The organism is Micromonospora sp. WMMA1923 (assembly GCF_049179195.1).
Lineage (GTDB): Bacteria > Actinomycetota > Actinomycetes > Mycobacteriales > Micromonosporaceae > Micromonospora > Micromonospora yangpuensis.
In genome coordinates, this window is record NZ_JBMHLZ010000001.1 from 940288 (window position 1) to 965353 (window position 25066).

Sequence of the window (25066 nt, forward strand, 5' to 3'; positions counted from 1 at the left end):
GAGAGTGGCGTCATATGTTTCGTGCGTCGATTGATTCTGGTGGTGGACTAGTTGATATTGCTCGGATGATCAGGATTCATGGACGGTCTGGTCAATATATTCAGGCAGCAGCGGCATTGCGGCAAGAATTTGGGTTCAAGATTGTTGAAGCCTTGACTGTTGTGGGTTGGGCTGAAGGGAGTGACGACAGCGAAGCATCTCTGTTGGAAATGTGCCGCAAGATACAAACGGAAGTTAAATAGTGCTTCATCTCGGGGCTGTTCAATCGTGCGATCCGTTGATTCCGAGGATTTGTCGGGCAGGGCAAGGGCGTGGCGCTACTAGCTGAGGGTGCGGACGCGCTTGACGTGCAAGGTTGTGAGATATTTGAGGTTGTCAAAATATGTGGCGATGATGGTTTACTTGAAGCTGTCCAGCTGGTTTTTCTCGATGACCGGTCCTTACCGCTTACGGTTTGGACCGACTGGAGTCTCGCAGTGGAACTCAGGTCTGACGTCGTTGTGCCGCAATATCTCTGGCCGCCCGAAGAGGGGGTTAGGGTTGTGATTCCCGGACTTTCTGACCTGAGCTTTGAAGTTGGTGAGGTGGTCCCCCGATTTAATGACGCTGCGGAGCTTTTTGAAGTCCAGTTCGTGCTGGGTGGCCGGCAATTGCTAGTTGGTTCTACTGGTGGGAATTTGATCATAGAGATCGAGTGATTCGATACAGTGAGCGCTCAACCATGATCGCGAGCCACCGATCATTGAGAGTGGGCGATGGGTTTCGGGGTGCGCAGCGGTCCGATCGGTTGCCGTCACGCCTCATCTGTAGTCGACGATCGTCGATGACTTGCCGGTGGGGTGCGACAGCTTCAGGCGTCAGGCGATAGGTCATCGCGTGGGGAATGACGGTGGCGGCGTTGGTGCGGAGCCGCTCGTGCAACACGGTTGGTGAAAGGTCTCCTCGGCCTCGACCGGATCATCCTCTGCACTGCTGGGCAGTGGGCTGCGGCGATCCTGGCACGCGCGGGGCCGTAGGCCGTAGCGCGTGCGCGCGGCCCGGCTTCGTCCCGAACAGTGGACCGCTGGATCTGACTGGGCGCATCGTCCGCTCTGGGAGGAATCAGGAATGAGGTACGTCAAGGTTCTGTGGGAGCATGAATTCCCCGATGATCCTGTGCTCTACCTCAGCGAACTCGGCGAGGATGGCTACGAGGTTCGTAAGGTTAAGCTCTATCGCGACGGAAGGTCCGAGTGGGCCGACGGGCATCATGAGACGGCGACGGCTGGCCTCTCGGAGATTCCCTTTCCGTCGGTTGAGGAAATTTCGAGCCAGTCCGCCTGTCGAGCTGAGCTGATAACCTCAGAGGAGTTCGAGCGTGCTTGGAGTGACGCGCGAGCCAAGGCCTAGCCTCTAGGTTTAGCATGACCGAGGAGGCCAATTATTAACGCGCGCTGGATTTTAGGCCAGCTTGCTCAGTTTTCGTTACGGCGTAAGTGTGAAGCGGGCATCGGAAAATACCGGTGCCCGCTTTGTTCTGCCCCTGCCTGTGGCTTGGCCTGCCATTTCTGCCCGGTGATTCGATTGTCAGAAACGTAATCAAGGTGCTTTGGAGTGCGCCTGGGGGCGTGGCTGTCCGGCTTGGTTGCGACGCTCCGCGCAGCGGTACGGCGTCGATCCCCGGAACCGCCCGCCTGGTTCGCTACGTGAGGGGATCGTTTCGGCTCCGGCTGGCGTTTGGGCTGTTGGTCGGTCAGCTCGGTGTTGCCGGCGTACGCGCGGGGCCGAAGGCTGTAGCGCGTGCGCGCGGCCCGGCTGCGGCCGGGCCGCTCTTGATCTTGTAGTGCAGTTTTGAGTCAGTCCGATCTTGGTCGAGGGCCTTGGTCCGGCTGGCTAACTACTGCTTCGGCGCGCGGTCACGGCTGCTGCGGGACGCTTGGCGGGCGGCGAGGGCTGGTCGCCTTGGTCTGTATTTTGAGCGTGAAGTATGTCCTAGCTGCTCATCGGTGCTTGATCAGTTCCGAGGGGGGTTCCCTGGGATTCAAGTAAATGTGAGTTGGGGGTAGCGATGGGGTCGATTGCGGAAGACCTGGGCGTGGCCCTTGACGGCTGCCTTGGGCTGTCTGACGACGATATTCAGCGTGTAGCAGAGGACCAATCTGTCGGCCGACTGCCTGGTCGATATGTCGAATTCCTGCAAGTGATGGGCCGAAAGGCAGGAAGGCTGCTGGCGGGAACCGACGCGTTCTATCTGGATATCCTTGGCCTGAAGCAAGAAGCGTCAGATGTTCTGGCGGAGAACAGTGTTGGGGATCTTATTCAAGACGGGTCTGTTGTATTCGCAATGCATCAGGGCTGCCAGGTCTATTGGCTTCCTGGTTCCGCACTCGATGACCCTCCGGTTTTCATGTACCAAGAAGGCGACCGGGGTGTTTCTAAAGTGTGGGGTTCCTTCACGGAGTTCTTGCGCTATGAGCGTGCGCGGCTTTCGTGAAAGGGTGTACTCGATTCGTCGGTCCGAATTGGGCGCGGGTCAGTGAAGTGATCTCAGCGTGGCCGCCCCGTCGGTCAGGGGCGTGGGGCTTCGGTCTTGAGGGTGTGGACGAAGGTGGTCCAGGTGGTGTCGTCGAAGGCGAGGGTGGGGCCGTTGCGGTCCTTGGAGTCCCGGACGCCGACCGTGTCACCGGTGAAGCGCACCTCGACGCAGTTGGCGTTGTCGGAGCTGCGGGTCGACTTGAACCAGCCCTGGTCGAGGGGGGTGGGCGGCAGGGTCACGTCATCTCCTTGGCGATCCGGCGGATCAGGTCGATCGATTCGCCTGAGCCTAGCGCCAGTTCCCGGGTCTCGGCGAAGGTGACCACGTAGTCGGTGACCCGTACCGACTGGTCGATGATGTCGATGGAGGTCAGGATCTCCTGCCAGACCAGGTCGGGCAGCCGGGGCGACGGAAACGACAGCACCTGGAACGGGCCGCCGAAGGCGGGATGGGCGCCGACGCTGAACGGCAGCACCCGGATCTCGAACTGCTCGGGGCGTTCCGTGGCGAGCTGGGCCAGGTGGTCGAGCTGGGCGCGCATCACCGCCGGGCCGCCGACCTGCTGGCGGAGGGCACCCTCGCTGAGGATGGCGTTGACCCGCAGGGGATGTTCACCGTCGAGGCGGGTCTGTCGGGCCATCCGGACGGCGACCCGCCGGTCCACTTCGGTGAGCCGGATGGTGGTGGTGCCGCCCCGGATCACCGCGCGGGCGTACTCCTCGGTTTGTAGGAGGCCGTGGATGGCCTCGGGGTGGAAGCTGCGGATCTGGTCGGCACCGGCCTCGTAGCCCAGGAAGCGCAGGAACTCGGCGGGGAAGAGCTGCGCGTACTCGTGCCACCAGCCCCGTCGGGCGGCACCGGCGCGTAGCTGCTCCAGCTCGGCGGCCTCCTCCGGCTCCACCTCGTACGCCTCGACGATCTGGGCCAGTCGGCGGGCCGGGAGTTTGACGCGGCCGGCTTCCACGCCGGAGACGTACGCCTGGATGATGCCGATCTCGCGACCGGCCGCCGCCGCGGTGAAGCCGACCTCCTCGCGGCGCTGGCGCAGCCGTAGGCCCAGCTCCCAGGCCTGCACGACGGGGGACGACTCCAGGTGGGACAGCGCGTGGCGGGGGCTGGTCATGGTTCCTCCGGGGTTCGACATCATGCGACGACGTCGAGTATTCAGCCCGACACGCTTGATATCAAGCAGGCGAGGATGCATTCTCAGGAAATCAATAAGCGTGTCGAGGAGGTAGTGATGGAGACCGTGGGCCGGTGGGTGTACCAGCAGGAGGAGGTTGCGCACGCGTTCTCGCTGTGCCGGGTGCGCGACGCCGGCACCTTCGAGGAGTCGTTCGACCTGCTCGGCGTCGTCCAGGTCACCGTGGACCGGCGGTACCCGGAGAGGTTGCCCGCCGCCCTGCGGCCGTGGGCGTTGGCCACCCTCGCCGGCGGCGGGTACGGCTTCGGCCGCTTCTACGCCTCGTACGGCACCCTCGACTCCGACGGCGAGCCGGACCGGTCCTTCGCCGACGAGTACATCGACTGGTCCGGCACCCAGGTCCTCAGCGCCACGCCGAAGTACGAACGACCCGTGGCGGTGCTGGTCGGCATCGACGAGTGGGAGGAGATCGAAGCGTTTCGGGATCGCCGGGACGCCGCCGTCATTGCCCGGTCCCGTGCCCAGGGCCAGTTCGTGCCACTCTCGGCGGCCCTGGAGTCGCTTGGAGTCGATCCTCGCGAGGCCGGAGCGCTACAGAGCGACCGGGCCCAGACCGGTTAAGCGGGAATCCGGCACTGGGAGACACCGGTCGACGCCCGCGAAACGCCGACCGGTGCCGCTCGGTGGGTCACCTGCGCCGACGTCGGCGCAGTTCCTCCTCCTCCTGGTAGTTGACCGCCGGAGGCTGGGGGCTGCTCGCCGCCGGTGCCCGGGTGTAGTCCGGGCCGTCGGGCTGGCGGATCTCGTCGTAGGTCCGGGCGCGCAGGTGGGCGGCGTTGGGCGGGGTGAGGGTGCCGGGGACCTGTCGGTACCGGAGCGCCTCGGCGTACTCCGGCGAGTCGGTGTCCCCGTGCTCCTCCAGCATCCGCTGGATCGACACCGCTGTGTGCTCGGCGGCGATCTCGGCGGCGATCTCCTCCCGCTCCCGGGCCTCTTCGATCTCCTGCTCGACCCGCTCCTCCTCCAGCCGGACCCGCTCGTCCTCCAGCCGGATTCTCTCCGCCTCCTGCGCCGGGTCGGGGTGTGCTTCCGGATAGGTCACTGTCGCGCTCCCTGGTGCTCGTCGTGGTGCTGGTGCCCGCACTACGGCGCATGACCCGGATCGGTTCGACGCGTCGGGGGACAACCGTCGGACCGGGTGTGCGACGACGTACGTCGGAGGGCTGCGGTGGCTAGGGTGGGTCGAGCAGGATGTCTTGCTGAGGGGGTGAGGGTGGATGGCCCAGGCGGCGTATGCGCCCGAGCCGGTGCCGCACGGTGCCGACGCCCGGCCCGGCAGCCTGTCCTTCGACGCGCTCCGGTGGCACGACGAGCCGTGGACGGCCCGGCTCGCCCTCGACCTGTTGCCCGAGACCAACGGCCCCAAGGTCGAGGTCCTCAGCCCAAGCGTGATCGTGACACCCCACGCCGGATACGACCACCAGGATGCCGAGCTTGACCTCGCGTACCTGTTGAAGCAGGCGGCCCGTCGGGCCAGGCTGTGGCTCTACGCGGAGGCCAACGTGGTTTCCGGCGATGATCTCTTCATTCCGGACATCGTCGTGCTCCGGGTCCCCGGTGGTGGCCGGACGGCCATGGACATCAGGCATGCCGTCCTGCTCGGCGAGGTGGTCTCGCCCGGCAACCGGCGGAAGGACATCATCGACCGACCCCGTGAGTACGCCGCAGCCGGCGTGCCCTTCTTCCTCCGGGTGGACCTGCGCAACCGGGCCCCGACCATCGTCCTGTTCGAGCTGGTCGACGGGGAGTACCGGCCGCAGTCCGCGGCGGCTGCCGGGATGAGTTTCGTGATGCGGGAGCCCTTCGAGTTCACGATCGATCCCGGTGCGCTGCTCGGCGAGGAGGCACCAGTGGGCGACGAGGACTGACGAAGGGCTCCCGACGGGGCAGCGGTGGCGGTGGGACAGAATGGGGCGGTGACCTCCCCCCGCGATCTCGTTCTGCTCGGCTCCACCGGATCGATCGGTACCCAGGCCATCGACATCGTGCGGCGCAACCCGGACCGGTTCCGGGTGGTCGGGCTCGGTGCCGGTGGCGGCAACGTCGGGCTGCTCGCCGCGCAGGCGCTGGAGCTGGGCGTGGACGTGGTCGGGGTGGCGAAGGCGTCGGCCGCGCAGGATCTCCAGCTCGCGTTCTACGCCGAGGCGAGCCGCCGGGGCTGGGCCACCGGTGACTTCCGGCTGCCCCGGATCGTGGCCGGGCCGGACGCGATGACCGAGTTGGCCGGGTGGCCGGCTGACGTCGTACTCAACGGGATGGTCGGGTCGTTGGGGCTCGCGCCGACGTTGGCGGCGCTGCGTGCCGGGCGTACCGTCGCGCTCGCCAACAAGGAGTCGCTGGTGGCCGGGGGCCCGCTGGTGAGGGCCGCGGTGACGCGGCCGGGGCAGATCGTGCCGGTGGACTCCGAGCACTCGGCGCTGGCCCAGTGTCTGCGGTCGGGCACCCGCCCGGAGGTACGGCGGCTGATCGTGACCGCCAGCGGCGGGCCGTTCCGGGGGCGGCGGCGCGACGAGCTGACCGGGGTGACCCCGGAGCAGGCGCTGGCCCACCCGACCTGGACCATGGGTCCGGTCGTCACGATCAACTCCGCGACCATGGTCAACAAGGCGCTGGAGGTGATCGAGGCGCACGAGCTGTTCGACGTGCCGTACGCCGACATCACCGTGACGGTGCACCCCCAGTCGGTGATCCACTCGATGGTCGAGTTCGTCGACGGCTCGACGATCGCCCAGGCCAGCCCGCCGGACATGCGGCTGCCCATCGCGCTCGGCCTGGGCTGGCCGGACCGGGTGCCCGAGGCGGCCGGCGCGGTCGACTGGAGCACCGCGCACACCTGGGAGTTCACCCCGCTTGACGACGCGGCGTTCCCGGCCGTGGCGCTGGCCAAGGCGGCCGGGGAGGCGGGGCGCTGCCGGCCGGCGATCTACAACGCGGCCAACGAGGAGTGCGTGGCCGCCTTCGTCGCCGGACGGCTACCGTTTCTCGGCATCGTCGACACCCTCCAACGGGTGCTGGACGAGGCCCCCGATTTCGCCGAACCGGGTACCGTCGAGGACGTGCTCGACGCGGAGTCGTGGGCCCGTGCGCACGCGCAGGAGATCATCGTGGCATCTGTGGAAGGAGCTTGATGGCGTACCTGCTCGGGGTGGTGCTCTTCGCCCTGGCCATTCTCGTCTCGGTCAGCCTGCACGAGGCGGGCCACATGGTCACCGCCAAGGCCTTCGGGATGAAGGTGACCCGCTACTTCGTAGGGTTCGGCCCCACCATCTGGTCCTTCCGCCGGGGTGAGACCGAGTACGGCCTCAAGGGTGTCCCGCTCGGCGGCTTCTGCAAGATCGTCGGCATGACACCGCAGGACGACGACGTCGAGCCCGGTGACGAGAAACGGGTGATGTGGCGCTACCCGGTCTGGAAGCGGACGATCGTGATGTCCGCCGGCTCGGCCACCCACTTCGCGCTCGCCCTGGTCGGCATCTGGATCATGGCGATCTCCGCCGGCCTGCCCAACCCGCAGTTCCCCAGCACCGAGGAGCAGATCCGGGCCGAGCCCGCCGTGGTGGCGCTCGCCGACTGCGTGGTGCCGGAGTTCGCCAACCGGGCCTGCGTCGCCGGTGACCCGGCCAGCCCGGCCGCCGCCGCCCAGCTGCGCGACGGCGACCGGATCACCTCCCTCAACGGTGCCCCGGTAAACGACTACGGCGACCTGCTCGCCGCGATCCGCACCGTCGCCCCGGGCAGCACCGCGCAGATCGGGTACGTCCGCGACGGGCAGGACGCCACCACCAGCACCGTGCTCGCGCAGACCCAGCGCCCGCCGCTGGACGACCCGGACGGCACCGTCGGCCCGGTCGCCGCGCTCGGCGTCGGCCTGATCCCCAGCACCCCGGCCCGGGTCGAGTACGGCCCGGTCGGTGCCTTCGGCGCCACCGCGAACTTCACAGGTGACCTGGCCGTCGGCACGTACGAGGCGATGAAGCGGCTGCCGGAGAAGGTCCCGGCGCTCTGGACGGCGATCACCGGCGGCGAACGCGACATCGACACCCCGGTCAGCGTGGTCGGCGCCAGCCGGCTCGGCGGCGAGGCGGTGGCGAACAACGCCTGGATCGTCTTCTTCATGCTCTTCATCTCGCTGAACTTCTTCATCGGGGTGTTCAACCTGCTGCCGCTGCTGCCCCTGGACGGCGGGCACATCGCCATCGCCTGGTTCGAGCGGGCCCGGTCCTGGGTCTACGCCCGGCTGGGCAGGCCCGACCCGGGTCGGGTGGACTACCTCAAACTGATGCCCCTGACGTACGGGGTGATCCTGATCGGTGGCGCGTTCACGCTGCTGACCATCACCGCCGACGTCGTCAACCCGATCACGCTCTTCTCAAGGTGAGTGCCTGAAGTGACCGCAGTCAGTCTCGGTATGCCCGCCGTACCGCCCCCGCCGCTCGCCCCCCGCCGGGTCAGCCGCCAGATCATGGTCGGCAACGTCCCGGTGGGTGGCGGCGCGCCGGTCTCGGTGCAGTCGATGACCACCACCCTCACCTCCGACGTCAACGCCACCCTCCAGCAGATCGCCGAGCTGACCGCCTCCGGCTGCCAGATCGTCCGGGTCGCGGTGCCGTCGCAGGACGACGTGGAGGCGCTGCCGGCGATCGCCCGCAAGTCGCAGATCCCGGTGATCGCCGACATCCACTTCCAGCCGCGCTACGTCTTCGCCGCGATCGACGCCGGCTGCGCGGCGGTCCGGGTCAACCCGGGCAACATCCGCCAGTTCGACGACAAGGTCAAGGAGATCGCCGCGGCGGCCTCGGCAGCCGGTACGCCGATCCGGATCGGCGTCAACGCCGGCTCACTGGACAAGCGGCTGCTTGCCAAGTACGGCAAGGCCACCGCCGAGGCGCTTGTCGAGTCGGCGCTCTGGGAGTGCTCGCTCTTCGAGGAGCACGGCTTCCGGGACATCAAGATCTCGGTCAAGCACAACGACCCGGTGGTGATGATCCGGGCGTACCGGCAGCTCGCCGAGCAGTGCGACTACCCGCTGCACCTGGGCGTCACCGAGGCCGGTCCGGCGTTCCAGGGCACCATCAAGTCGGCGGTCGCCTTCGGCGCGCTGCTGGCCGAGGGGATCGGCGACACCATCCGGGTCTCGCTGTCCGCCCCGCCGGTCGAGGAGATCAAGGTCGGCGCGGCGATCCTGGAGTCCCTCGGGCTGCGTGAGCGCGGCCTGGAGATCGTCTCCTGCCCGTCCTGCGGGCGGGCCCAGGTCGACGTCTACAAGCTCGCCGAGGAGGTCACCGCCGGTCTGGAGGGGCTGCCGGTGCCGCTGCGGGTGGCCGTGATGGGCTGCGTCGTCAACGGCCCGGGTGAGGCCCGCGAGGCCGACCTCGGGGTGGCCTCCGGCAACGGCAAGGGCCAGATCTTCGTCAAGGGCAAGGTGGTCAAGACCGTTCCCGAGGCGCAGATCGTGGAGACGCTGATCGCCGAGGCGCTGCGGATCGCCGACGAGATGGGCGCCGAGCTTCCCGAGGAGCTGCGCGAGCTGGTCCCCGGCCCGACGGTCACCGTGCACTGACCCCCGGGTGAGGTCCGCCGAGCCGGTCGGCTGCGGGCCGCCGCCTGCGTCGGGGCCGAGCCGGCTCGGCACTCGGCCGGCGCGGCCCCGGGTCCATCTGGCACGCTGATAAGCGTGCTGACGATGCCGGTGCGACAACTCGGGGAGTCGGAGCGTCGTGCCGTCGAACGGCTGCTCGACCTCGACCCGTTCGCCGGGGCACAGGTGGCCGAGCGGGTCGCCGCCCGCGGGCTCGCCTGGTGGCGGGCCGAGGGGCGGATCCTGGGGTACGGTGCCCGCCGCAACCTGGAGGCGATCTGCTGGCTCGGCGGCAACCTCACCCCCGTGCTCGCCTCGGGTCCGGCCGTCGCCGCCTTCGCCGACCTGCTCGCCGGTGAGGAGCGGATCTGTTCGTCGATCGTCGGGCGGGCCGACGCCGTACTCGGGCTCTGGGAGCGCCTCGACGGTGCGTGGGGGCCGGCCCGGGCGGTACGCGCCAACCAGCCGTTGCTGGTCACCGACGGCCTACCCCCGGTGCCGCCCGACCCACAGGTACGGCGGGTCGGCAGCGGCGAGGTCGACCGGCTCTTCCCGGCGGCGGTGGCGATGTACACCGAGGAGGTCGGGGTGTCACCGCTTGCCGACGACGGTGGCCGCAGCTACCGGCGGCGGGTCAACGAGCTGGTCCGCGCCGGCCGGGCGTACGCCCGGTTCGTCAACGACCGGGTGATTTTCAAGGCCGAGCTGGCGGTGGTGACCCGGCGGACCGCCCAGGTCCAGGGGGTGTGGGTGGCCCCGGAGTGGCGCGGACGGGGGATCGCCGCCGCCGCCATGGCGGCCGTGGTGCGCGACGCGCTGCTGCGGGTGGCCCCGACGGTCAGCCTCTACGTCAACGACTTCAACGTGCCGGCCCGCCGGGTGTACGAACGCTGCGGCTTCCGCCCGGTCGGCACCCTCGCCACCGTGCTCTTCTGACCCGCGCCCTGCACCAGTCGGCCGGGAATGCCCCGGGTGGGCGAAAAATACGTTGAGCGACCTCCTCGCGACAGGAAGGCTGAAGTCTCCGCCACCTGCTGTCCGGAGGAACGTCGATGCGCCTGCTCCGTGATCTGTGGGTCACCTCGCCCCGCCGGATGATCGTCGTCGCCGTCCTGCTGATCCTCGGCGCCGGCGGCCAGGCCGCCGCCGCGGCCCTGGCCGGCCCGGTGCTGGTGCACCGCTCGGGCACCTTCTTCGCCCTGCTGGTGGTGGCGCTGGCCGCCGCGGTCCTCACCGACCTGGTGGTGGCGCTGATCATGGCGGGGCTGACCGCCGACTGGTCCGCCGACGTGCGGCGGCGACTGTGCCGGGTGGCCCTGGGGCAGGACCTGCCGACGCTGGAGAACACCCCGGTCGGCGAGCTGCTCGACCGGATCGACGGCGACGTCTACCAGGTCGCCGGCGAGGTACGCAACGTAGGCGTCCGGCTGACCCAGGCGCTGGCCACCGGCGTGCTGTCCGCCCTGGTGGCGTTCGCTGTCTGGTGGCCGGCCGGGGTCGGCATGCTGGTGCTCACCGCGCTGCTCGTGGTGCTGATCCGCCGACCGACCGCACGGATCGCCCCGGCCCGGATGGCCGAGGAGGAGGCCTGGTCGGACCTGGCCGCCGTGCTGGAGGAGGCGGTGCACGGCCAGGACGACGTCCGCACCAGCCTGGCCCGCCCGTACGTGCTGCGGCTGTACGCCCGCCGGGCCGCCCGGGTGCTGGACCGGGGCATCCGGGTGTTCCGGCTGACCGGCGTGGTCACCACCATCGCCGGGGCGGTGACCCGGGGCGGTATCGCCGTGGTGGTACTCGCCGGTGGCTGGGCGCTGGTCACCGACCGGATCGACGCGGCCCGGCTGACCGCCGTCTGGCTGCTGGTGCTCGGCTACGGTGCGGTCGTCGAGCATGCCAGTCGGATGGTGCCCCAGCTGCAACAGGCCCTCGGCGCGTGGGCCCGGGTGCAGTTGCTCGCCGACGCCCGGCAGGAACCGGTCGGCGGGGCCGCCCCGGGCCAGGGCGACCTGGTCATCCAGGACCTGACCTTCCGGTACCCGGGCACCGGGGCCGGCCGGGACCCGGTCCTGCGCCAGGTGTGCCTCACCTTCCGGCGCGGCCGCTCGTACGCGCTCGTCGGGCGGACCGGTTCCGGCAAGTCGACCCTGACCAAGGTGCTCTCCCGCGCCGTCGACGTGCCCGCCGGCACGGTCTTCCTGGCCGGCGTGGACCTGCTCGACCTCGACCTCGAACACCTGCGCCGGTACGTCGCCGTGGTGCCCCAGCGCACCGAGATCCTCGCCGGCACGCTCGCCGAGAACGTCGCGCTCTTCGACCCCGACCTGCTCGACGACGCCACCCGGGCCCTGCACGAGCTGGGCCTGGCCGGTTGGATCGCCGAACTGCCCGACGGCGTCCGGACCCGCCTCGGCGAGGGCGGGTACGTGCTGTCGGCCGGGCAGGAGCAGCTGGTGGCGTTCGCCCGGATCCTGGTCCGCGACCCGCACGTGGTGATCCTCGACGAGGCGACGGCACGACTCGACCCGGTCACCGAGGCCCGGGTGCAGCGGGCCACCGAACGTTTGCTCGCCGACCGGATCGGCATCGTCATCGCACACCGGCTCTCCTCGGTCCGCACCTGCGACGAGGTGGTGCTGATGGCCGACGGGGTGGTCGTCGAGGCCGGGCCGCTGCACTCCGCACGCCGCTTCGCCGACCTGCTGGCCACCAGCACCGCCGCGTACGCGCACTCCGGCGTCGTACCCGGCGGGGTGGACCTGCTGACCGGCCCACCCACCGCCGGGCCTCCGGGTGGCACCGCCTCGGCCCGGTCCTCGGGTGGTGCCGCCTCGGGTGGTGCTGCCTCGGGTCGGTCCTCGGGTGCTGCCGTGGGCGGTGCTGCCTCGGGCCGGTCCTCGGAGGGTGGCGGGCCGGGCCGGTCCGCCGGGGGCGAGGCCGGGGCGGTGCGGGAGGCCGGGGCGGTGCGGGAGGCCGGTGGCCAGGTGGCGTCCGCCGGTGGCGGGAGCGGGCCGGCGGACGGCACCCGGCCGCCCGCCCTGGGTCCGCGGCCCCCGGCGCCGCCCGCCCCGCCCACCCGGACCCTGCGGGAGATCTTCCGGCTCAGCCGCAACGATCCCCGGTACGGCCTGGCCTCGATCGGCGTCTTCGCCGTGCTCAGCCTGCTCGGGCTGGACGGCGTGCTGGTGCCCTGGCTCTGGGCGGAGCTGGTCGACGACACCGGTGACCCCTGGCTGCCGGCGGCGGGGATCATCGCCGCGCTGCTGGTCACCATCCCGCTGCCGTACTGGACGAACCTGTGGTTCCCGCAGTGGTGGGTACGGCAGGTGCTGCGGATCAACGCGCGGCTGGTGCACGGGCAGACCGGGCCGCGCCGGGTCAGCAGCCACACCCCGGCCGAGGTGGTGGCCCAGGGCGGTGACACCGACCGGGTGGTGCAGCTGACCGACAACGTGCTCGACCAGTACGTCGCCCTGGTGCTGATGGCGGGCATGACCCTGGTCTCCGGCAGCGTCGTACCGGCGTTGTTCTTCCTCGGCACGATGCTGGCCTCGGCGGCGGCGGCGACGGTCTTCGGACCGATGCTGGAGCGCTCCGCCCAGGCCACCGTCGCCGCGCGGGCCGCCTTCGCCACCGCGCTGGTCTCCGCGCTCTCCGCCGCCCGGACGGTGAAGCTCGCCGGGGCCACCCGGCCGGTGCTGCGCCACCTCGCCGACCTGGACGCCCTCCGTAGCCAGCGGCAACGTCGGGAGATCTCCATCCAGGTGTGGTCCCGGTCGACCCCGGCGTTGATCAGCGGGCTGCTGCCGATCGGCGCCTGGGCGCTCTACCTGGCCGGTGGGCTGTCCGCCGGGGCGACCCTGGTCGCGGTCGCCACCCTCGGCGCGGCCCGGTGGTTCGCCTGGACGACCGCGTCCCTGGTGGCGCACTTCCCGTCGGCACGGGTCTGGACCCGGCGGACGGTGGCGATGACCGGCACCGACGCGTACTCGGCGCAGCTGCCCGGGGTGGACCTGGCCGCCGGGACCGCACCGGCACCGGTCGCACCACCCCGGCACCCGTTGCGCCAGCTACGGTTGACCGGCTTCGGGGCGGTGCACACCGACGGACTGCACGCCGTACGCGACGTGGACCTGACCGTGTCCCGGGGGCAACTGGTCCTGGTCGTCGGCCCGGTCGGGGCGGGCAAGTCCTCGCTGCTGCGGGCCCTGGCCGGGATCGTGCACCACACCGGCACGCTCAGCTGGAACGGGGAACCGGTGACCGAACCGGAGCTGTTCCTGCGCCCCAACCAGGTCGGCTACGTCGGGCAACTGCCCCGGGTGCTCTCCGGCACCGTCGCCGAGAACATCGCGCTCGGCCACGAGGTCGACGCCACCGGCGCGGTCACCACCGCCCAACTGGACCACGACCTGGCCGCGGCCGGCGGCGGGCTCGGCCTGGTCATCGGGCACAAGGGCACCCGGCTCTCCGGTGGCCAGCTCCAGCGGCTGGCGCTGGCCCGGGCGTTGGCCCCCCGTACCGAACTGCTGGTCGCCGACGACGTCTCCTCGGCCCTGGACGTCACCACCGAACTGGACCTCTGGGACGCCCTACGGCGCCACGGGGTGACGGTGATCGGATCGACGTCCAAACGGGCGGCGCTGGTCCGCGCCGACCACGTGGTGGTGCTCCAGGAAGGGCGGGCCGTGGCCCAGGGCACCTGGTCCGAGCTGGAGGGCGACTGGGGTCACCTGGCCGGCTGACCCCACCGAACCGTCGGCGTGGCCGCGGCTCCTTGCCCTCTCCGTACCCGAGCGGGGTGTAGCTCTTGGACACTTACCGTTCTATTTGGACGGTAGGTGTCCAAGATTCACCTCGGGCTCCGCTTCGGCGGTGAGAGGGGTGGGTGGGTCGGGTCAGGCCGGGACCGGGGCGGGGTCGAGGTCGGTACGGCCGGTGCCGGGCTCGACCGGTTCGAGGAGGTCGCGCCGTCCGGCGGCCTCGTAGGCGGCCCGGTCCAGGGTGCCCTCGCGGGCGGCGACCACGGTCGGCACCAGCGCCTGACCGGCCACGTTGGTGGCGGTCCGGATCATGTCGATGATCGGGTCGATGGCGAGCAGCAGACCGGCCCCGGCCAGCGGCAGACCGAGCGTGCTGAGGGTCAGCGTGAGCATCACGATGGCCCCGGTCAGTCCGGCGGTGGCTGCCGAGCCGACCACCGAGACGAAGGCGATGAGCAGGTAGTCCAGCGGACCGAGGGTCACCCCGAAGACCTGGGCCACGAAGATCGCCGCCAGCGCCGGGTAGACCGCCGCGCAGCCGTCCATCTTGGTGGTGGCACCGAACGGTACGGCGAACGAGGCGTACTCGCGGGGCACTCCGAGCCGCTCGACCGAGCGCTGGGTCACCGGCATGGTGCCCACCGAGGAGCGGGAGACGAAGCCGAGCTGGATGGCCGGCCAGGCGCCGGCGAAGAAGCGCAGCGGGTTGAGCCGGCCGGCGGCCAGCAGCACCAGCGGGTAGACCACGAAGAGCACGATCGCGCAGCCCACGTAGACGGCGGTGGTGAAGGTGGCCAGCGGGGCCAGCAGGTCCCAGCCGTACGCGGCGACGGCGTGGCCGATCAACCCGAGGGTGCCGATCGGGGCGAGCCGGATCACCCACCACAGCGCCTTCTGGACGATCTCCAGCAGCGCCCGGTTGAGGGCGACGAACGGCTCGGCGGCCTCGCCTACCAGCAGTGCGGCGATACCGACGACCACGGCGAGGAAGACGATCTGCAGGACGTTGCCGTCGACGAACGCCCCGACCGGGTTGGTCGGCACGATGCCGGTGAGGAAGTCGGTCCACGACCCGCTGGTCTGCGGCGCGGTCGCTCCGGCGGTGTCCAGGGTCACCCCGCGGCCGGGGTTGGTGAGCAGGCCGAGGCCGATACCGACGCTCACCGCGATGAGCGCGGTCACCCCGAACCAGAGCAGCGTCTTCACCGCCAGCCGGGCGGCGTTGGCCACCCCGCGCAGGCTGACCACGCTGACCACGATGGCGGTGAAGACCAGCGGTGGGACGGCCAGCTTGAGCAGCTGGACGAAGAGCCCGCCGACGGTGTCGAGGGTGCTGGCCAGCCAGCTCAGGTCGTTGGCCCGGGCCAGGAAGCCCAACGCCACGCCGAGGACGAGGGCGAGCAGGATCTGCAGGGAAAAGGGAAATCTGCGCAGGGTGGTAGCCATCAGGTGATTCCAGGTGTCTGGTCGGGACCGGGGCGTTGTCGGGCGGGCGGCGTCAGAGGAGCGGCCGCGCCGGACAGATGCCGCTGGCCTGCCGTCGGAGATCGACGTACAGGCGCACGGTCAGGTGCCAGACATTGTTCATCGCCAGCCGACGATACGCCCGTCGCCGCGAACCCGGCAAGGACCGGTCCGGTGAGCTGGCTTACCAGAAGCTCGGCCGGTGCTACGCGCCCAGGCGGGAGGTCGGGCGGCGTAGCGCGACGGCGGTGGCGGTGGCCAGTGCCCAGCCGGCGGCCACGCCGAGCAGCACCCGCTCCAGGACGCCGACCACGGCACCCCGGCCGAGGGTGATCATCGCCAGGCCGACCGCGCCGGCCAGCGGCAGCGCCAGCACGACCGCCGCGGTGGCCAGCCGGCGCAGCGTGACCTCGGCCCGGGCGAACCAGACGACGGCTGCCATCGCGAACACCACGCAGGCGGTGGCCACCACGGCCGCCACACCGTGCACCAGGTCGGCCACGGTGGCCCGTTCGAACGGCGGCAGCGGGCAGCCCTCGCTGCAGGTCACCGCCCCGGAGAGCAGCGTGCACACGCTGCCGGCGACGAGCAGCCCGGCCGCCGGCCGCAGCCGCCGGGGCAGTGCCACCGCGAGCAGCAGCAGCGCGGCGGCCAGGGCGAAGATCCCGATCCGGAACGTCGGGGCGTACCCGCTGCCGGCGATGCCGGCCTCGCTGACGTACCCGGTGAGTCCCGGACCGGGGCCGGCGACCACGGCGACGGTCACCGCGACCACGCCGGCCACGGTGCAGCCGGCGGCGGCCGAGGCGGCGACCCGGGCCGTCAGGTCCTGCGCCGGCCGGGCCCGTGGGGCGGTCGACACCATGGCTGCCAACCTAGCCTGGCTATCCTGTCGCTCGGGCGGTGACCGGGAACCGGTCGGCCACCCACCACCCCTTCCCACCCCCGAAGGACTCGCGATGACCGTGGCATACCTGGTGGCCGGTGTCCGCACCCCGATCGGCCGGTACGCCGGCGCCCTGTCCGGGGTCCGCCCCGACGACCTGGCCGCGCACGTCATCCGGGAACTGGTCGCCCGGCACCCGACGGTGGACTGGGCCCGGGTCGACGACGTGGTCCTGGGCTGCGCCAACCAGGCCGGCGAGGACAACCGCAACGTGGCCCGGATGGCGGCCCTGCTGGCCGGGCTCTCCGGTGAGGTGCCCGGCAGCACCGTCAACCGGCTCTGCGGCTCCGGCCTGGACGCGCTGGCCGGCGCGGCCCGGCAGATCGTCGCCGGTGAGGCGGAGCTGGTGGTGGCCGGTGGGGTGGAGAGCATGAGCCGGGCCCCGTTCGTGCTGCCCAAGGCCACCTCGGCGTTCGCCAGGTCGGCCGAGATGTACGACACCACGATCGGCTGGCGGCTGGTCAACCCGCTGATGGAACGCGGCTGGGGGGTCGACTCGATGCCGGAGACCGCGGAGAACGTCGCCGCCGAGTACGGCGTGGGCCGGGCCGAGCAGGACGCCTTCGCGTACCGGTCGCAGCAGCGGGCCGCCCGGGCGCAGGCCGACGGGCGGTTCGCCGAGGAGATCGTGCCGGTGACCGTGCCGGCGGGGCGGCGGGAGACCCGGCTGGTTGACGTCGACGAGCACCCCCGCCAGACCTCGCCGGAGAAGCTCGCCGCGCTGCCCACCCCGTTCCGCGACGGCGGGACGGTGACCGCCGGCAACTCCTCCGGGGTCAACGACGGCGCGGTGGCCCTGCTGGTGGCGGGCGAGGCGGCGGTGGCCCGGTACGGCCTGACCCCGCTGGCCCGGATCAGCGGCGCCGCGGCGGCCGGGGTGCCGCCCCGGATCATGGGGGTCGGCCCGGTGCCGGCCACCCGCAAGCTGCTGGACCGGCTCGGCCTCGGCCTGGCCGACCTCGACGTGGTCGAGCTGAACGAGGCCTTCGCCGCCCAGGCGGTGGCGGTGCTGCGGGAGCTCGGCCTGCCCGAGGACGCCGAGCACGTCAACCCCAACGGCGGGGCGATCGCGCTCGGGCATCCGTTGGGTGCCAGTGGGGCCCGGTTGGCCCTGACCGCCGCGCTGGAGCTGCGCCGCCGGGACGCCCGGCGGGCGTTGGCCACCATGTGTGTCGGCGTCGGCCAGGGCATCTCGCTGGTCCTGGAGTCCGCCGGCTGAACCGGCCGACCGCAGCGGCCCCGACGCCCGACGGAACCGGCCGGGCGGGTCCGGGGCGTCTCGCTAAGCCGCCGATCAGCAGCTTAGAGTGGTCCCCACCACACCGGCCGCGAGCCGCCGGTGGCCGTTTGGCGTGCCACCGTGGCGGCGGCGGGTGGCACAGAACTGGGGGGCTGAGCATGCGGGTTCCGGATGGACTGCCGACCGAGATCGACCTGGCCAGGCCGAGCGCCGCGCGGGTCTACGACTACTTCCTCGGTGGGGCGCACAACTTCGAGATCGACCGGCAGCTCGCCGAACAGATCGCCGCGATGACCCCGAACCTCGCCGCCACCATGCGGGCCGGTCGGGAGTTCCTGCGCCGGGCGGTTCGGGTGCTGCTCGACGCCGGGATCGACCAGTTCCTCGACATCGGCTCGGGAATTCCCACCGTGGGCAACGTCCACGAGGTGGCCCAGCGGGTGAACCCGCAGGCCCGGATCGTCTACGCCGACATCGACCCGGTCGCCGTGTCGCACAGCCGGGAGCTGCTGGCCGGCAACGACCTGACCGCGGTGCTCCACGCCGACCTGCGCGACGCCGAGCGGATCATCGCCGAGGCGCGGGCCACCGGCCTGATCGACTTCGACCGGCCGGTGGGCATCCTGCTCGCCGGGGTGGTGCACTTCGTCCCGGCCGCCGACCGGCCCGGTGAACTGCTGGGCACCCTGCGGGCCGCCGCCGCCCCGGGCAGCTTCCTGGTGATCTCCCACTCCACCTTCGAGGACCAGCCGCAGGAGATGCTCGACGCGCAGCGGCTCTCCGCCCGTACCGACACCGAGATCACCCTGCGGTCGCGGGCCGAGATCACCGGTTTCTTCGGTGACTGGACGCTGCTGGCGCCCGGTGTGGTGCACATGCCGCGGTGGCGGCCGGACGCCCCCGGTGACGTCGACGACCACCCGGAGCGGTTCGGCGCGTTCGGCGGGGTCGCCACACACGCCCGGTCCGCCGGCTGACCCCGGTGGCCGCCGTGCCGGCCACCGGCGGGGACGAGATCGACCCGGCCGGAGCCCAGGAGTACGCCGCCGGCTGGGCGCGGGCGGTACGTCGGCTCGGTTTCGTGCCGCTGAGCGCGGTGGAGACCGAGCGGCTGCTGCTGGAGCACACGGTACGACTGGCCCGGGCGCTGCTGGCCGAGCAGTTCTCCGCCGAGCCCGGCCAGGAGGTGGCCCGGGCGCTGGTGGAGGCGCACCTGACCGAGCCGGGGATGCTCGACTGGTCGGTCCGGGCACTCGTCGAGCGGCTGCCCGCCCAGGTGCTGCCGCGCCGGGCCGACCAGCCCGAGACGGCGCGGCGGGCGGTGGAACTGCAGGGCGCGTTCGCCGCCGGCTTCGCCCGTGCCCTGCGCGACCGTACCTTCACCCAGCAGGAACGCATCGCCCGCTCCGCCTGGCAGGCCCGCGACCAGGTGGAGCAGGCGTTACGCGACAGCGAGGCCCGGTTCCGGGCGGTCTTCACCGGGGCGGCCATCGGCATCGGCATCGCCGGTGTCGACGGCGAGATCATCGACGTCAACCAGTCCTTCGCGGAGATGCTCGGTTACACCATCGCCGAACTGCGGCAGATCAACGTGGCCACGCTGGCCCACCCCGACGACGCCGCCGGGATGTGGGAGCTGTACCAGGACCTGATCGACGGCAAGCAGGACGCCGCCCGGGTGGAGAAGCGGTACTACCGCAAGGACGGCAGCGTGGTCTGGACCGACCTGGCCGTGTCGTTGATCCGGCACGACGACGGTCGGCCCCGCTTCACCGTGGCGATGATCGAGGACATCACCGAACGGTACGAGCTGCAGCAGCGACTGCGGTTCCAGGCCCTGCACGATCCGCTCACCGGGCTGCCCAACCGGACGTTGTTCTTCGAACGGCTGGGTGCCCTCTTCGACCGGGCCGCCCCCGACGAGCGGATCGGGATCTGCTTCCTGGACCTCGACGGGTTCAAGGCGGTCAACGACAGCCTCGGCCACGACCACGGCGACCGGCTGCTGATCGTGATCGCCCGTCGGCTCGCCGACTGTGTCGCCGGGCTGGGTCACCTGGTGGCCCGGATGGGCGGCGACGAGTTCGTCATCCTGGTCGACGGCGGCGCCGGCATCGACGACGTGGTGGCGGTCGCCGAGAAGGCCCTGGCCGCGGTGGCCGTCCCGGCCGACGTCGGCGACCAGCAGCTCGCCGTCACGGCCAGCATCGGCATCGTGGACTGCCCGGCGGGGGAGACCAGCGTCTCGGAGCTGATGAAGGCCGCCGACACCACCCTCTACTGGGCCAAGGGGGAGGGGCGCGGCCGGTGGGCGGTGTACGACCCGGAGCGCAGCGCCCGCGACCACGCCCGGTCGGCGTTGACCGCCGGGTTGCCGGCGGCCCTGGACCGGGGCGAGTTCGTCGTGCACTACCAGCCGATCGTGTCGCTTGTCGACGGCGGCATGCTGGCCGTCGAGGCGCTGGTCCGCTGGGCGCACCCCGAGCAGGGGCTGATCGGCCCGGACCACTTCATCGGCTTGGCCGAGGAGACCGGCCTGATCGTCCGGCTCGGCGAGTGGGTCCTGCGCCGGGCCTGCCGGGACGCCGAGGCGTGGCGGCGGCAGTTCCCCGACGCCGAGCTGGTGGTCAGCGTCAACCTGGCCGCCCGGCAGGCCGACGACCCGGCGATCGTGGACACCGTCGCCGCCGTGCTCGGCCGGACCGGCCTGCCCCCCGAGCTGTTGCAGCTGGAGCTGACCGAGAGCGCGGTGATGGGCACCGCCGGCGAGCCGTTGCGGTCGTTGCACCGGCTGGCCGCGCTCGGCGTACGGCTGGCCATCGACGACTTCGGTACCGGGTACTCGAACCTGGCGTACCTGCGGCGGTTGCCGATCCACTCGCTCAAGCTGGCCGGGCCGTTCGTGGAGGGGATAAGGTCCGACGGCTCGGCGGCCGGGCACCGCGACGAGCGGATCGTGGACGCGCTGGTCCGGCTGGCGCACGCCCTGGAACTCTCGGTCACCGCCGAGGCGGTGGAGACCGGGGACCAGGCGGAACGGCTCCGGGCACTGCGCTGCGACACCGGGCAGGGACGCTGGTTCGGCCCGCCGGTACCGGCCGAGGAGATCACCGCCCGACTACGCGACGAGGAGACCCGATGAGTCTGACCGACACCGAGACGGTGGTCGTGCTGGTGACGGCCCTGGCCATCGTCGCCGGCCTGGCCGGTGTGGTGGTGCCGGGCCTGCCCGCGCTGCCGTTGTGCTGGGGTGGGGTGCTGTTCTGGGCGATCTTCGGCGGCGCCGGGCCGGGGCGCTGGGCGGTGCTGGCCGCGGCCACCGTGATCGCGCTGGTCGGTACCGTGGTGAAGTTCGCCTGGCCGGGCCGCAACCTGCAACGCACCGGCGTACCCACCTCGACCCTGCTGGCCGGCGCGGTGCTCGGCATCGTCGGTTTCTTCGTCATCCCGGTGATCGGGCTGGTCATCGGCTTCGTCGGCGGGGTCTTCGCGGCGGAGCGGCTGCGGCTTGGTGACTCCCGACTGGCCTGGCCGGCGACGAAGCACGCGGTGGCCGCGACCGGGTTGGCGATCATGATCGAGTTCACCGCCGGGGTGCTGATCGGCGTCGTCTGGGTCTTCGGCCTGCTCACCCTCTGAACCGGAGGCCGGCCTGTGCGGTGCGGTCGGGGTGCGGGGCGGCCCGTCGGGGTGCGGTGTGCGGCGGGCGTCCCTAGAGTTTGACGTGATCCGGTCTGGTCCGGGTCGACCGTCGCTGATGGAGGCCTGCGGATGAGCACCGTGCCGTTGACGCTGGAGGAGCTACGGGTCGCTGTCGCCAGCGGCGAGATCGACACGGTGGTGCTGGCCCTGGTCGACATGCAGGGGCGGTTGCAGGGCAAGCGGTTCCACGCCCCGTTCTTCCTCGACCAGGTGGTCGCCAACGGCAGCGAGGGCTGCAACTACCTGCTGGCCGTGGACGTCGACATGAACACCGTCGACGGGTACGCCATGTCGAGCTGGGAGCGCGGGTACGGCGACTTCGCGATGGTGCCCGACCTGACCACGTTGCGCCGTACCCCCTGGCAGCCGGGCAGCGCCCTGCTCCTGGCCGACCTGCGGTGGCTGGACGACACCGGTCCGGTGGTCGCCTCGCCCCGCCAGATCCTGCGCCGGCAGCTCGACCGGCTGGCCGGGCACGGGCTCACCGCGTACGCCGGCACCGAGCTGGAGTTCGTGCTCTTCCGTGACTCGTACGAGGACGCCTGGCGGCGGGGTTACCGGGAGCTGACCCCGGCCAACCAGTACAACGTGGACTACTCGCTGCTCGGCACCGCCCGGGTGGAGCCGTTGCTGCGCCGCATCCGTACCGAGATGGCCGCCGCCGGCCTGACCCCGGAGAGCGCCAAGGGCGAGTGCAACCTCGGCCAGCACGAGATCGCCTTCCGGTACGACGAGGCGGTGCGCTGCGCCGACCACCACGTGATCTACAAGAACGGGGCCAAGGAGATCGCCGCCCAGGAGGGCATGTCGATCACCTTCATGGCCAAGCCGAACGCCCGCGAGGGCAACTCCTGCCACATCCACTTCTCGCTGCGCGACTCCGACGGGCGGTCGGCGATGCTCGGTGACGGGCCGGCGCACCTGAGTGTGACCGGCCAACGGGTGCTCGCCGGCCTGCTCGACACGATGCGCGAGCTGAGCCTCTTCTTCGCCCCGAACATCAACTCGTACAAGCGGTACCAGCCGGACTCGTTCGCGCCGACCGCGCTGCGCTGGGGCACCGACAACCGCACCTGCGCGCTGCGGCTGGTCGGGCACGGCCAGGGCATGCGGGTGGAGAACCGGGTGCCGGGCGCGGACGTCAACCCGTACCTGGCCATCGCGGCCCTGGTCGCCGGGGCGCTGCACGGCATCGAGCGGGAGCTGGAGCTGCCGGCGGAGTGCACCGGCAACGCGTACGACGATCCGGACGCCGAACGGGTGCCCGGCACGCTGCGCGACGCGTTGGGCCTCTGGAAGTCCTCCGAGGTGGCCCGGGCGGCCTTCGGCGACGAGGTGGTCGCCCACTACGCCAACCAGGCCGCCGTCGAGCTGGCCGCCTTCGACGCCGCCGTGACCGACTGGGAGCTGATCCGTGGCTTCGAACGACTCTGAGTCCACCTGCACCGAGGTGGTGAATCCGGCGACCGGGGTGGTCGTGGCGGAGGTGGCGGCGGCGTCGGTCGAGGAGGTCGACGCGGCGATCGGGCGGGCGCAGGCGGCGTACCCGTCGTGGCGGGCGGTCAGCCCGGCCGACCGGGCCCGGCTGCTGCGCCGGTTCGCCGCGCTTGTCGACACCCACCTGGCGGAGCTGGCCGAGTTGGAGGTACGCAACAGCGGGCACACCGTCGGCAACGCCCGGGGGGAGGCGGCCAACGTCCGGGACGTGCTCGACTACTACGCGGGCGCGCCGGAGCGGCTGACCGGCCGGCAGATCCCGGTCGCCGGCGGGCTGGACGTCACCTTCCACGAGCCGCTCGGCGTGGTCGGGGTGATCGTGCCGTGGAACTTCCCGATGCCGATCGCCGCCTGGGGGTTCGCCCCGGCGCTGGCCGCCGGGAACACGGTGGTGCTGAAGCCGGCCGAGTTGACCCCGCTGACCGCCCTGCGCCTGGCCGAGCTGGGCCGGGAGGCGGGCCTGCCGGACGGCGTGTTCACCGTGGTCACCGGGCGGGGTGACGTGGTCGGGCAGCGGTTCGTCAGCCACCCGGCGGTGCGCAAGGTCTGCTTCACCGGCTCCACCGAGGTCGGCACCCGGATCATGGCCGGCTGCGCCGAGCAGGTGAAACGGGTCACCCTGGAGCTGGGTGGCAAGAGCGCCAACCTGATCTTCGCCGACGCCGACCTGGCGCGGGCGGCGGCCACCGCGCCGTACGCGGTCTTCGACAACGCCGGTCAGGACTGCTGCGCGCGGTCCCGGATCCTGGTCCAGCGCTCGGTGTACGACCGCTTCCTGGAGCTGCTCGAACCGGCGGTGCGCGCGGTGCGGGTGGCGGATCCGGCGCTGGAGAGCGCCGAGATGGGTCCGCTGATCTCCGCCGGGCACCGGGCCCGGGTCGCCGGGTACGTCGCCGACGCGCGGGTGGCGTTCACCGGCTCCTGCCCCGAGGGCCCCGGCTTCTGGTACGCCCCGACGGTGCTGCTCGCCGACTCGCCGGCCGACCGGCACTGGCGGGAGGAGATCTTCGGTCCGGTGGTCTCGGTGCTGGCCTTCGACGACGAGGCCGACGCGGTCCGGTTGGCCAACGACACCGAGTACGGGCTCTCCGGCTCGATCTGGACCCGGGACGTGGGCCGGGCGATCCGGGTGGCACGCGGGGTCGAGGCGGGCAACCTCAGCGTCAACTCACACTCGTCGGTGCGGTACGCGACCCCGTTCGGCGGCATGAAGCGTTCCGGGTTGGGGCGGGAACTGGGCCCGGACGCGTTGCACGCCTTCACCGACGTGAAGAACGTCTTCATCGCAAGCGACGGGTGAGAGATCCGGGAGGACGAGTGCGGGATCGGTTGCGGGACCGGGTGACCGTGGTCACCGGGGCGGGTAGCGGCATCGGGCTGGCCACCGTGCGGCGGTTCGCCGCCGAGGGGGCCCGGGTGGTCTGCGTGGACATCGACGCCGAGGCGGGCCGGCGGGCCGCGGCGGAGGTCGACGGGGACTTCGTGGCGGCCGATGTCGCCGACGACACGGCGGTGCGGGAGCTCTTCGACACCGTCGTCGAGCGGCACGGCCGGGTGGACGTGTCGTTCCACAACGCGGGCATCTCCCCGCCGGAGGACGACTCGATCCTGACCACCGGGCTGGACGCCTGGGAACGGGTGCTGCGGGTCAACACCACGAGCGTCTACCTCTGCTGCAAGCACGTCATACCGCACATGCGCCGGCAGGGGCGGGGTTCGATCATCAACACCGCCTCGTTCGTCGCCCTGATGGGGGCGGCGACCTCGCAGATCGCGTACACCGCGAGCAAGGGCGGGGTGCTGGCGATGACCAGGGAACTGGGCGTGCAGTTCGCCCGGGAGGGGATCCGGGTCAACGCGCTCTGCCCCGGCCCGGTCGCCACCCCGCTGCTCACCGAACTCTTCGCCGCCGACCCCGAGCGGGCCGCCCGCCGGCTGGTGCACGTGCCGATGGGCCGGTTCGGCGAGCCGGCCGAGATCGCCGCCGCGGTGGCCTTCCTGGCCAGCGACGACTCCTCGTTCATGACCGCCGCCCAGTTCGTGGTCGACGGTGGGATCACCGGGGCGTACGTCACGCCAGTGTGAGTCGGCCGGGGGTCGGGCCGCCCGGTCGGTCGACGGGTGGTCAGCGTCCGACCGACCGAATGCGTTACGTTGCTG

The 25066-nt window shown here is 71.3% G+C and carries 24 protein-coding genes; 19 read left to right on the top strand and 5 right to left on the bottom strand.

The features are described 5' to 3' along the window. Window positions 1-14: 14 nt before the first annotated feature. The 5 genes from ACN28G_RS04315 (at window position 15) to ACN28G_RS04335 (ending at window position 2473) form a co-directional block, all read left to right on the top strand. Window positions 15-242 (top strand): hypothetical protein, encoded by a 228-nt coding sequence (locus ACN28G_RS04315; RefSeq protein ID WP_421478465.1) that lies wholly within the window; start codon window positions 15-17, stop codon window positions 240-242. Between the two features lie 69 nt (window positions 243-311). Continuing rightward, the gene (locus tag ACN28G_RS04320) at window positions 312-698 is read left to right on the top strand and encodes a hypothetical protein (protein ID WP_421478466.1); all 387 of its coding nucleotides are present in this window, start codon (window positions 312-314) and stop codon (window positions 696-698) included. Window positions 699-1107: 409 nt separating this feature from the next. Then, window positions 1108-1389 (top strand): DUF6881 domain-containing protein, encoded by a 282-nt coding sequence (locus ACN28G_RS04325; RefSeq protein ID WP_421478467.1) that lies wholly within the window; start codon window positions 1108-1110, stop codon window positions 1387-1389. Window positions 1390-1859: 470 nt separating this feature from the next. Further along, a complete protein-coding gene (locus ACN28G_RS04330) occupies window positions 1860-2045 on the top strand; it encodes a deaminase domain-containing protein (RefSeq protein WP_139135626.1) in 186 nt (61 codons plus the stop codon). Between the two features lie 2 nt (window positions 2046-2047). Further along, window positions 2048-2473, top strand: a complete 426-nt coding sequence (locus ACN28G_RS04335; RefSeq protein ID WP_091435531.1) for an SMI1/KNR4 family protein — start codon at window positions 2048-2050, stop codon at window positions 2471-2473. A 74-nt stretch (window positions 2474-2547) separates the two neighbouring features. Here ACN28G_RS04335 and ACN28G_RS04340 read toward each other — a convergent pair whose 3' ends face one another. Then, entirely contained in the window at window positions 2548-2754 is a 207-nt protein-coding gene (locus ACN28G_RS04340; protein WP_217628779.1) for a DUF397 domain-containing protein, read from the bottom strand. Then, window positions 2751-3638 (bottom strand): helix-turn-helix domain-containing protein, encoded by an 888-nt coding sequence (locus ACN28G_RS04345; protein WP_175440474.1) that lies wholly within the window; start codon window positions 3636-3638, stop codon window positions 2751-2753. Before ACN28G_RS04345 ends, ACN28G_RS04340 begins: the two co-directional genes overlap by 4 nt. 399 nt (window positions 3639-4037) lie before the next feature. Between ACN28G_RS04345 and ACN28G_RS04350 the strand changes: the two genes are divergently transcribed. Beyond that, on the top strand, window positions 4038-4280 hold the full coding sequence (locus tag ACN28G_RS04350; RefSeq protein WP_091446132.1) for a prevent-host-death family protein: 243 nt from the start codon (window positions 4038-4040) through the stop codon (window positions 4278-4280). Between the two features lie 67 nt (window positions 4281-4347). Here the strand turns inward: ACN28G_RS04350 and ACN28G_RS04355 are convergent, their stop codons facing one another. Continuing rightward, on the bottom strand, window positions 4348-4761 hold the full coding sequence (locus tag ACN28G_RS04355; protein WP_091435533.1) for a hypothetical protein: 414 nt from the start codon (window positions 4759-4761) through the stop codon (window positions 4348-4350). 175 nt (window positions 4762-4936) lie between these two features. Between ACN28G_RS04355 and ACN28G_RS04360 the strand changes: the two genes are divergently transcribed. From ACN28G_RS04360 to ACN28G_RS04385, 6 genes are all read left to right on the top strand, one after another. Further along, the gene (locus tag ACN28G_RS04360) at window positions 4937-5587 is read left to right on the top strand and encodes a Uma2 family endonuclease (protein WP_421478469.1); all 651 of its coding nucleotides are present in this window, start codon (window positions 4937-4939) and stop codon (window positions 5585-5587) included. Between the two features lie 48 nt (window positions 5588-5635). Further along, entirely contained in the window at window positions 5636-6847 is a 1212-nt protein-coding gene (gene dxr / locus ACN28G_RS04365) for a 1-deoxy-D-xylulose-5-phosphate reductoisomerase (RefSeq protein ID WP_421478470.1), read from the top strand. Further along, window positions 6847-8097 (top strand): M50 family metallopeptidase, encoded by a 1251-nt coding sequence (locus ACN28G_RS04370; RefSeq protein ID WP_421478471.1) that lies wholly within the window; start codon window positions 6847-6849, stop codon window positions 8095-8097. The genes dxr and ACN28G_RS04370 overlap by 1 nt, the downstream gene beginning before the upstream one ends. Before the next feature lie 9 nt (window positions 8098-8106). Continuing rightward, entirely contained in the window at window positions 8107-9279 is a 1173-nt protein-coding gene (ispG, locus tag ACN28G_RS04375; protein ID WP_091435537.1) for a flavodoxin-dependent (E)-4-hydroxy-3-methylbut-2-enyl-diphosphate synthase, read from the top strand. Between the two features lie 114 nt (window positions 9280-9393). Continuing rightward, window positions 9394-10233 carry a DUF4081 domain-containing GNAT family N-acetyltransferase gene (locus tag ACN28G_RS04380; RefSeq protein ID WP_091435538.1) on the top strand — a complete coding sequence of 280 codons (840 nt, stop codon included), beginning with the start codon at window positions 9394-9396 and terminating at the stop codon, window positions 10231-10233. 116 nt (window positions 10234-10349) lie between these two features. Then, the gene (locus tag ACN28G_RS04385; RefSeq protein ID WP_421478472.1) at window positions 10350-14039 is read left to right on the top strand and encodes an ATP-binding cassette domain-containing protein; all 3690 of its coding nucleotides are present in this window, start codon (window positions 10350-10352) and stop codon (window positions 14037-14039) included. A gap of 153 nt (window positions 14040-14192) precedes the next feature. Here ACN28G_RS04385 and ACN28G_RS04390 read toward each other — a convergent pair whose 3' ends face one another. After that, window positions 14193-15491, bottom strand: a complete 1299-nt coding sequence (locus ACN28G_RS04390) for a dicarboxylate/amino acid:cation symporter (protein ID WP_175440748.1) — start codon at window positions 15489-15491, stop codon at window positions 14193-14195. Between the two features lie 235 nt (window positions 15492-15726). Then, entirely contained in the window at window positions 15727-16386 is a 660-nt protein-coding gene (locus ACN28G_RS04395) for a DUF998 domain-containing protein (RefSeq protein WP_091435541.1), read from the bottom strand. 94 nt (window positions 16387-16480) lie between these two features. Here ACN28G_RS04395 and pcaF point away from each other — a divergent pair, with 94 nt between their 5' ends. From pcaF to ACN28G_RS04430, 7 genes are all read left to right on the top strand, one after another. Continuing rightward, window positions 16481-17686 (top strand): 3-oxoadipyl-CoA thiolase, encoded by a 1206-nt coding sequence (pcaF, locus tag ACN28G_RS04400; RefSeq protein WP_421478473.1) that lies wholly within the window; start codon window positions 16481-16483, stop codon window positions 17684-17686. A gap of 179 nt (window positions 17687-17865) precedes the next feature. Then, window positions 17866-18684 carry an SAM-dependent methyltransferase gene (locus tag ACN28G_RS04405; protein ID WP_421478474.1) on the top strand — a complete coding sequence of 273 codons (819 nt, stop codon included), beginning with the start codon at window positions 17866-17868 and terminating at the stop codon, window positions 18682-18684. Window positions 18685-18689: 5 nt separating this feature from the next. After that, entirely contained in the window at window positions 18690-20849 is a 2160-nt protein-coding gene (locus ACN28G_RS04410) for a putative bifunctional diguanylate cyclase/phosphodiesterase (RefSeq protein WP_421478475.1), read from the top strand. Further along, window positions 20846-21346: a DUF456 domain-containing protein gene (locus ACN28G_RS04415; RefSeq protein ID WP_091435545.1), complete on the top strand. Its 501-nt coding sequence runs from the start codon at window positions 20846-20848 to the stop codon at window positions 21344-21346. Before ACN28G_RS04410 ends, ACN28G_RS04415 begins: the two co-directional genes overlap by 4 nt. A gap of 132 nt (window positions 21347-21478) precedes the next feature. Then, the gene (locus tag ACN28G_RS04420; protein WP_421478476.1) at window positions 21479-22843 is read left to right on the top strand and encodes a glutamine synthetase family protein; all 1365 of its coding nucleotides are present in this window, start codon (window positions 21479-21481) and stop codon (window positions 22841-22843) included. Next, window positions 22824-24206, top strand: a complete 1383-nt coding sequence (locus ACN28G_RS04425; RefSeq protein WP_421478477.1) for an aldehyde dehydrogenase family protein — start codon at window positions 22824-22826, stop codon at window positions 24204-24206. Before ACN28G_RS04420 ends, ACN28G_RS04425 begins: the two co-directional genes overlap by 20 nt. Window positions 24207-24223: 17 nt before the next feature. After that, window positions 24224-24991 carry a 3-oxoacyl-ACP reductase gene (locus ACN28G_RS04430; RefSeq protein WP_091435548.1) on the top strand — a complete coding sequence of 256 codons (768 nt, stop codon included), beginning with the start codon at window positions 24224-24226 and terminating at the stop codon, window positions 24989-24991. Window positions 24992-25066: the final 75 nt, after the last annotated feature.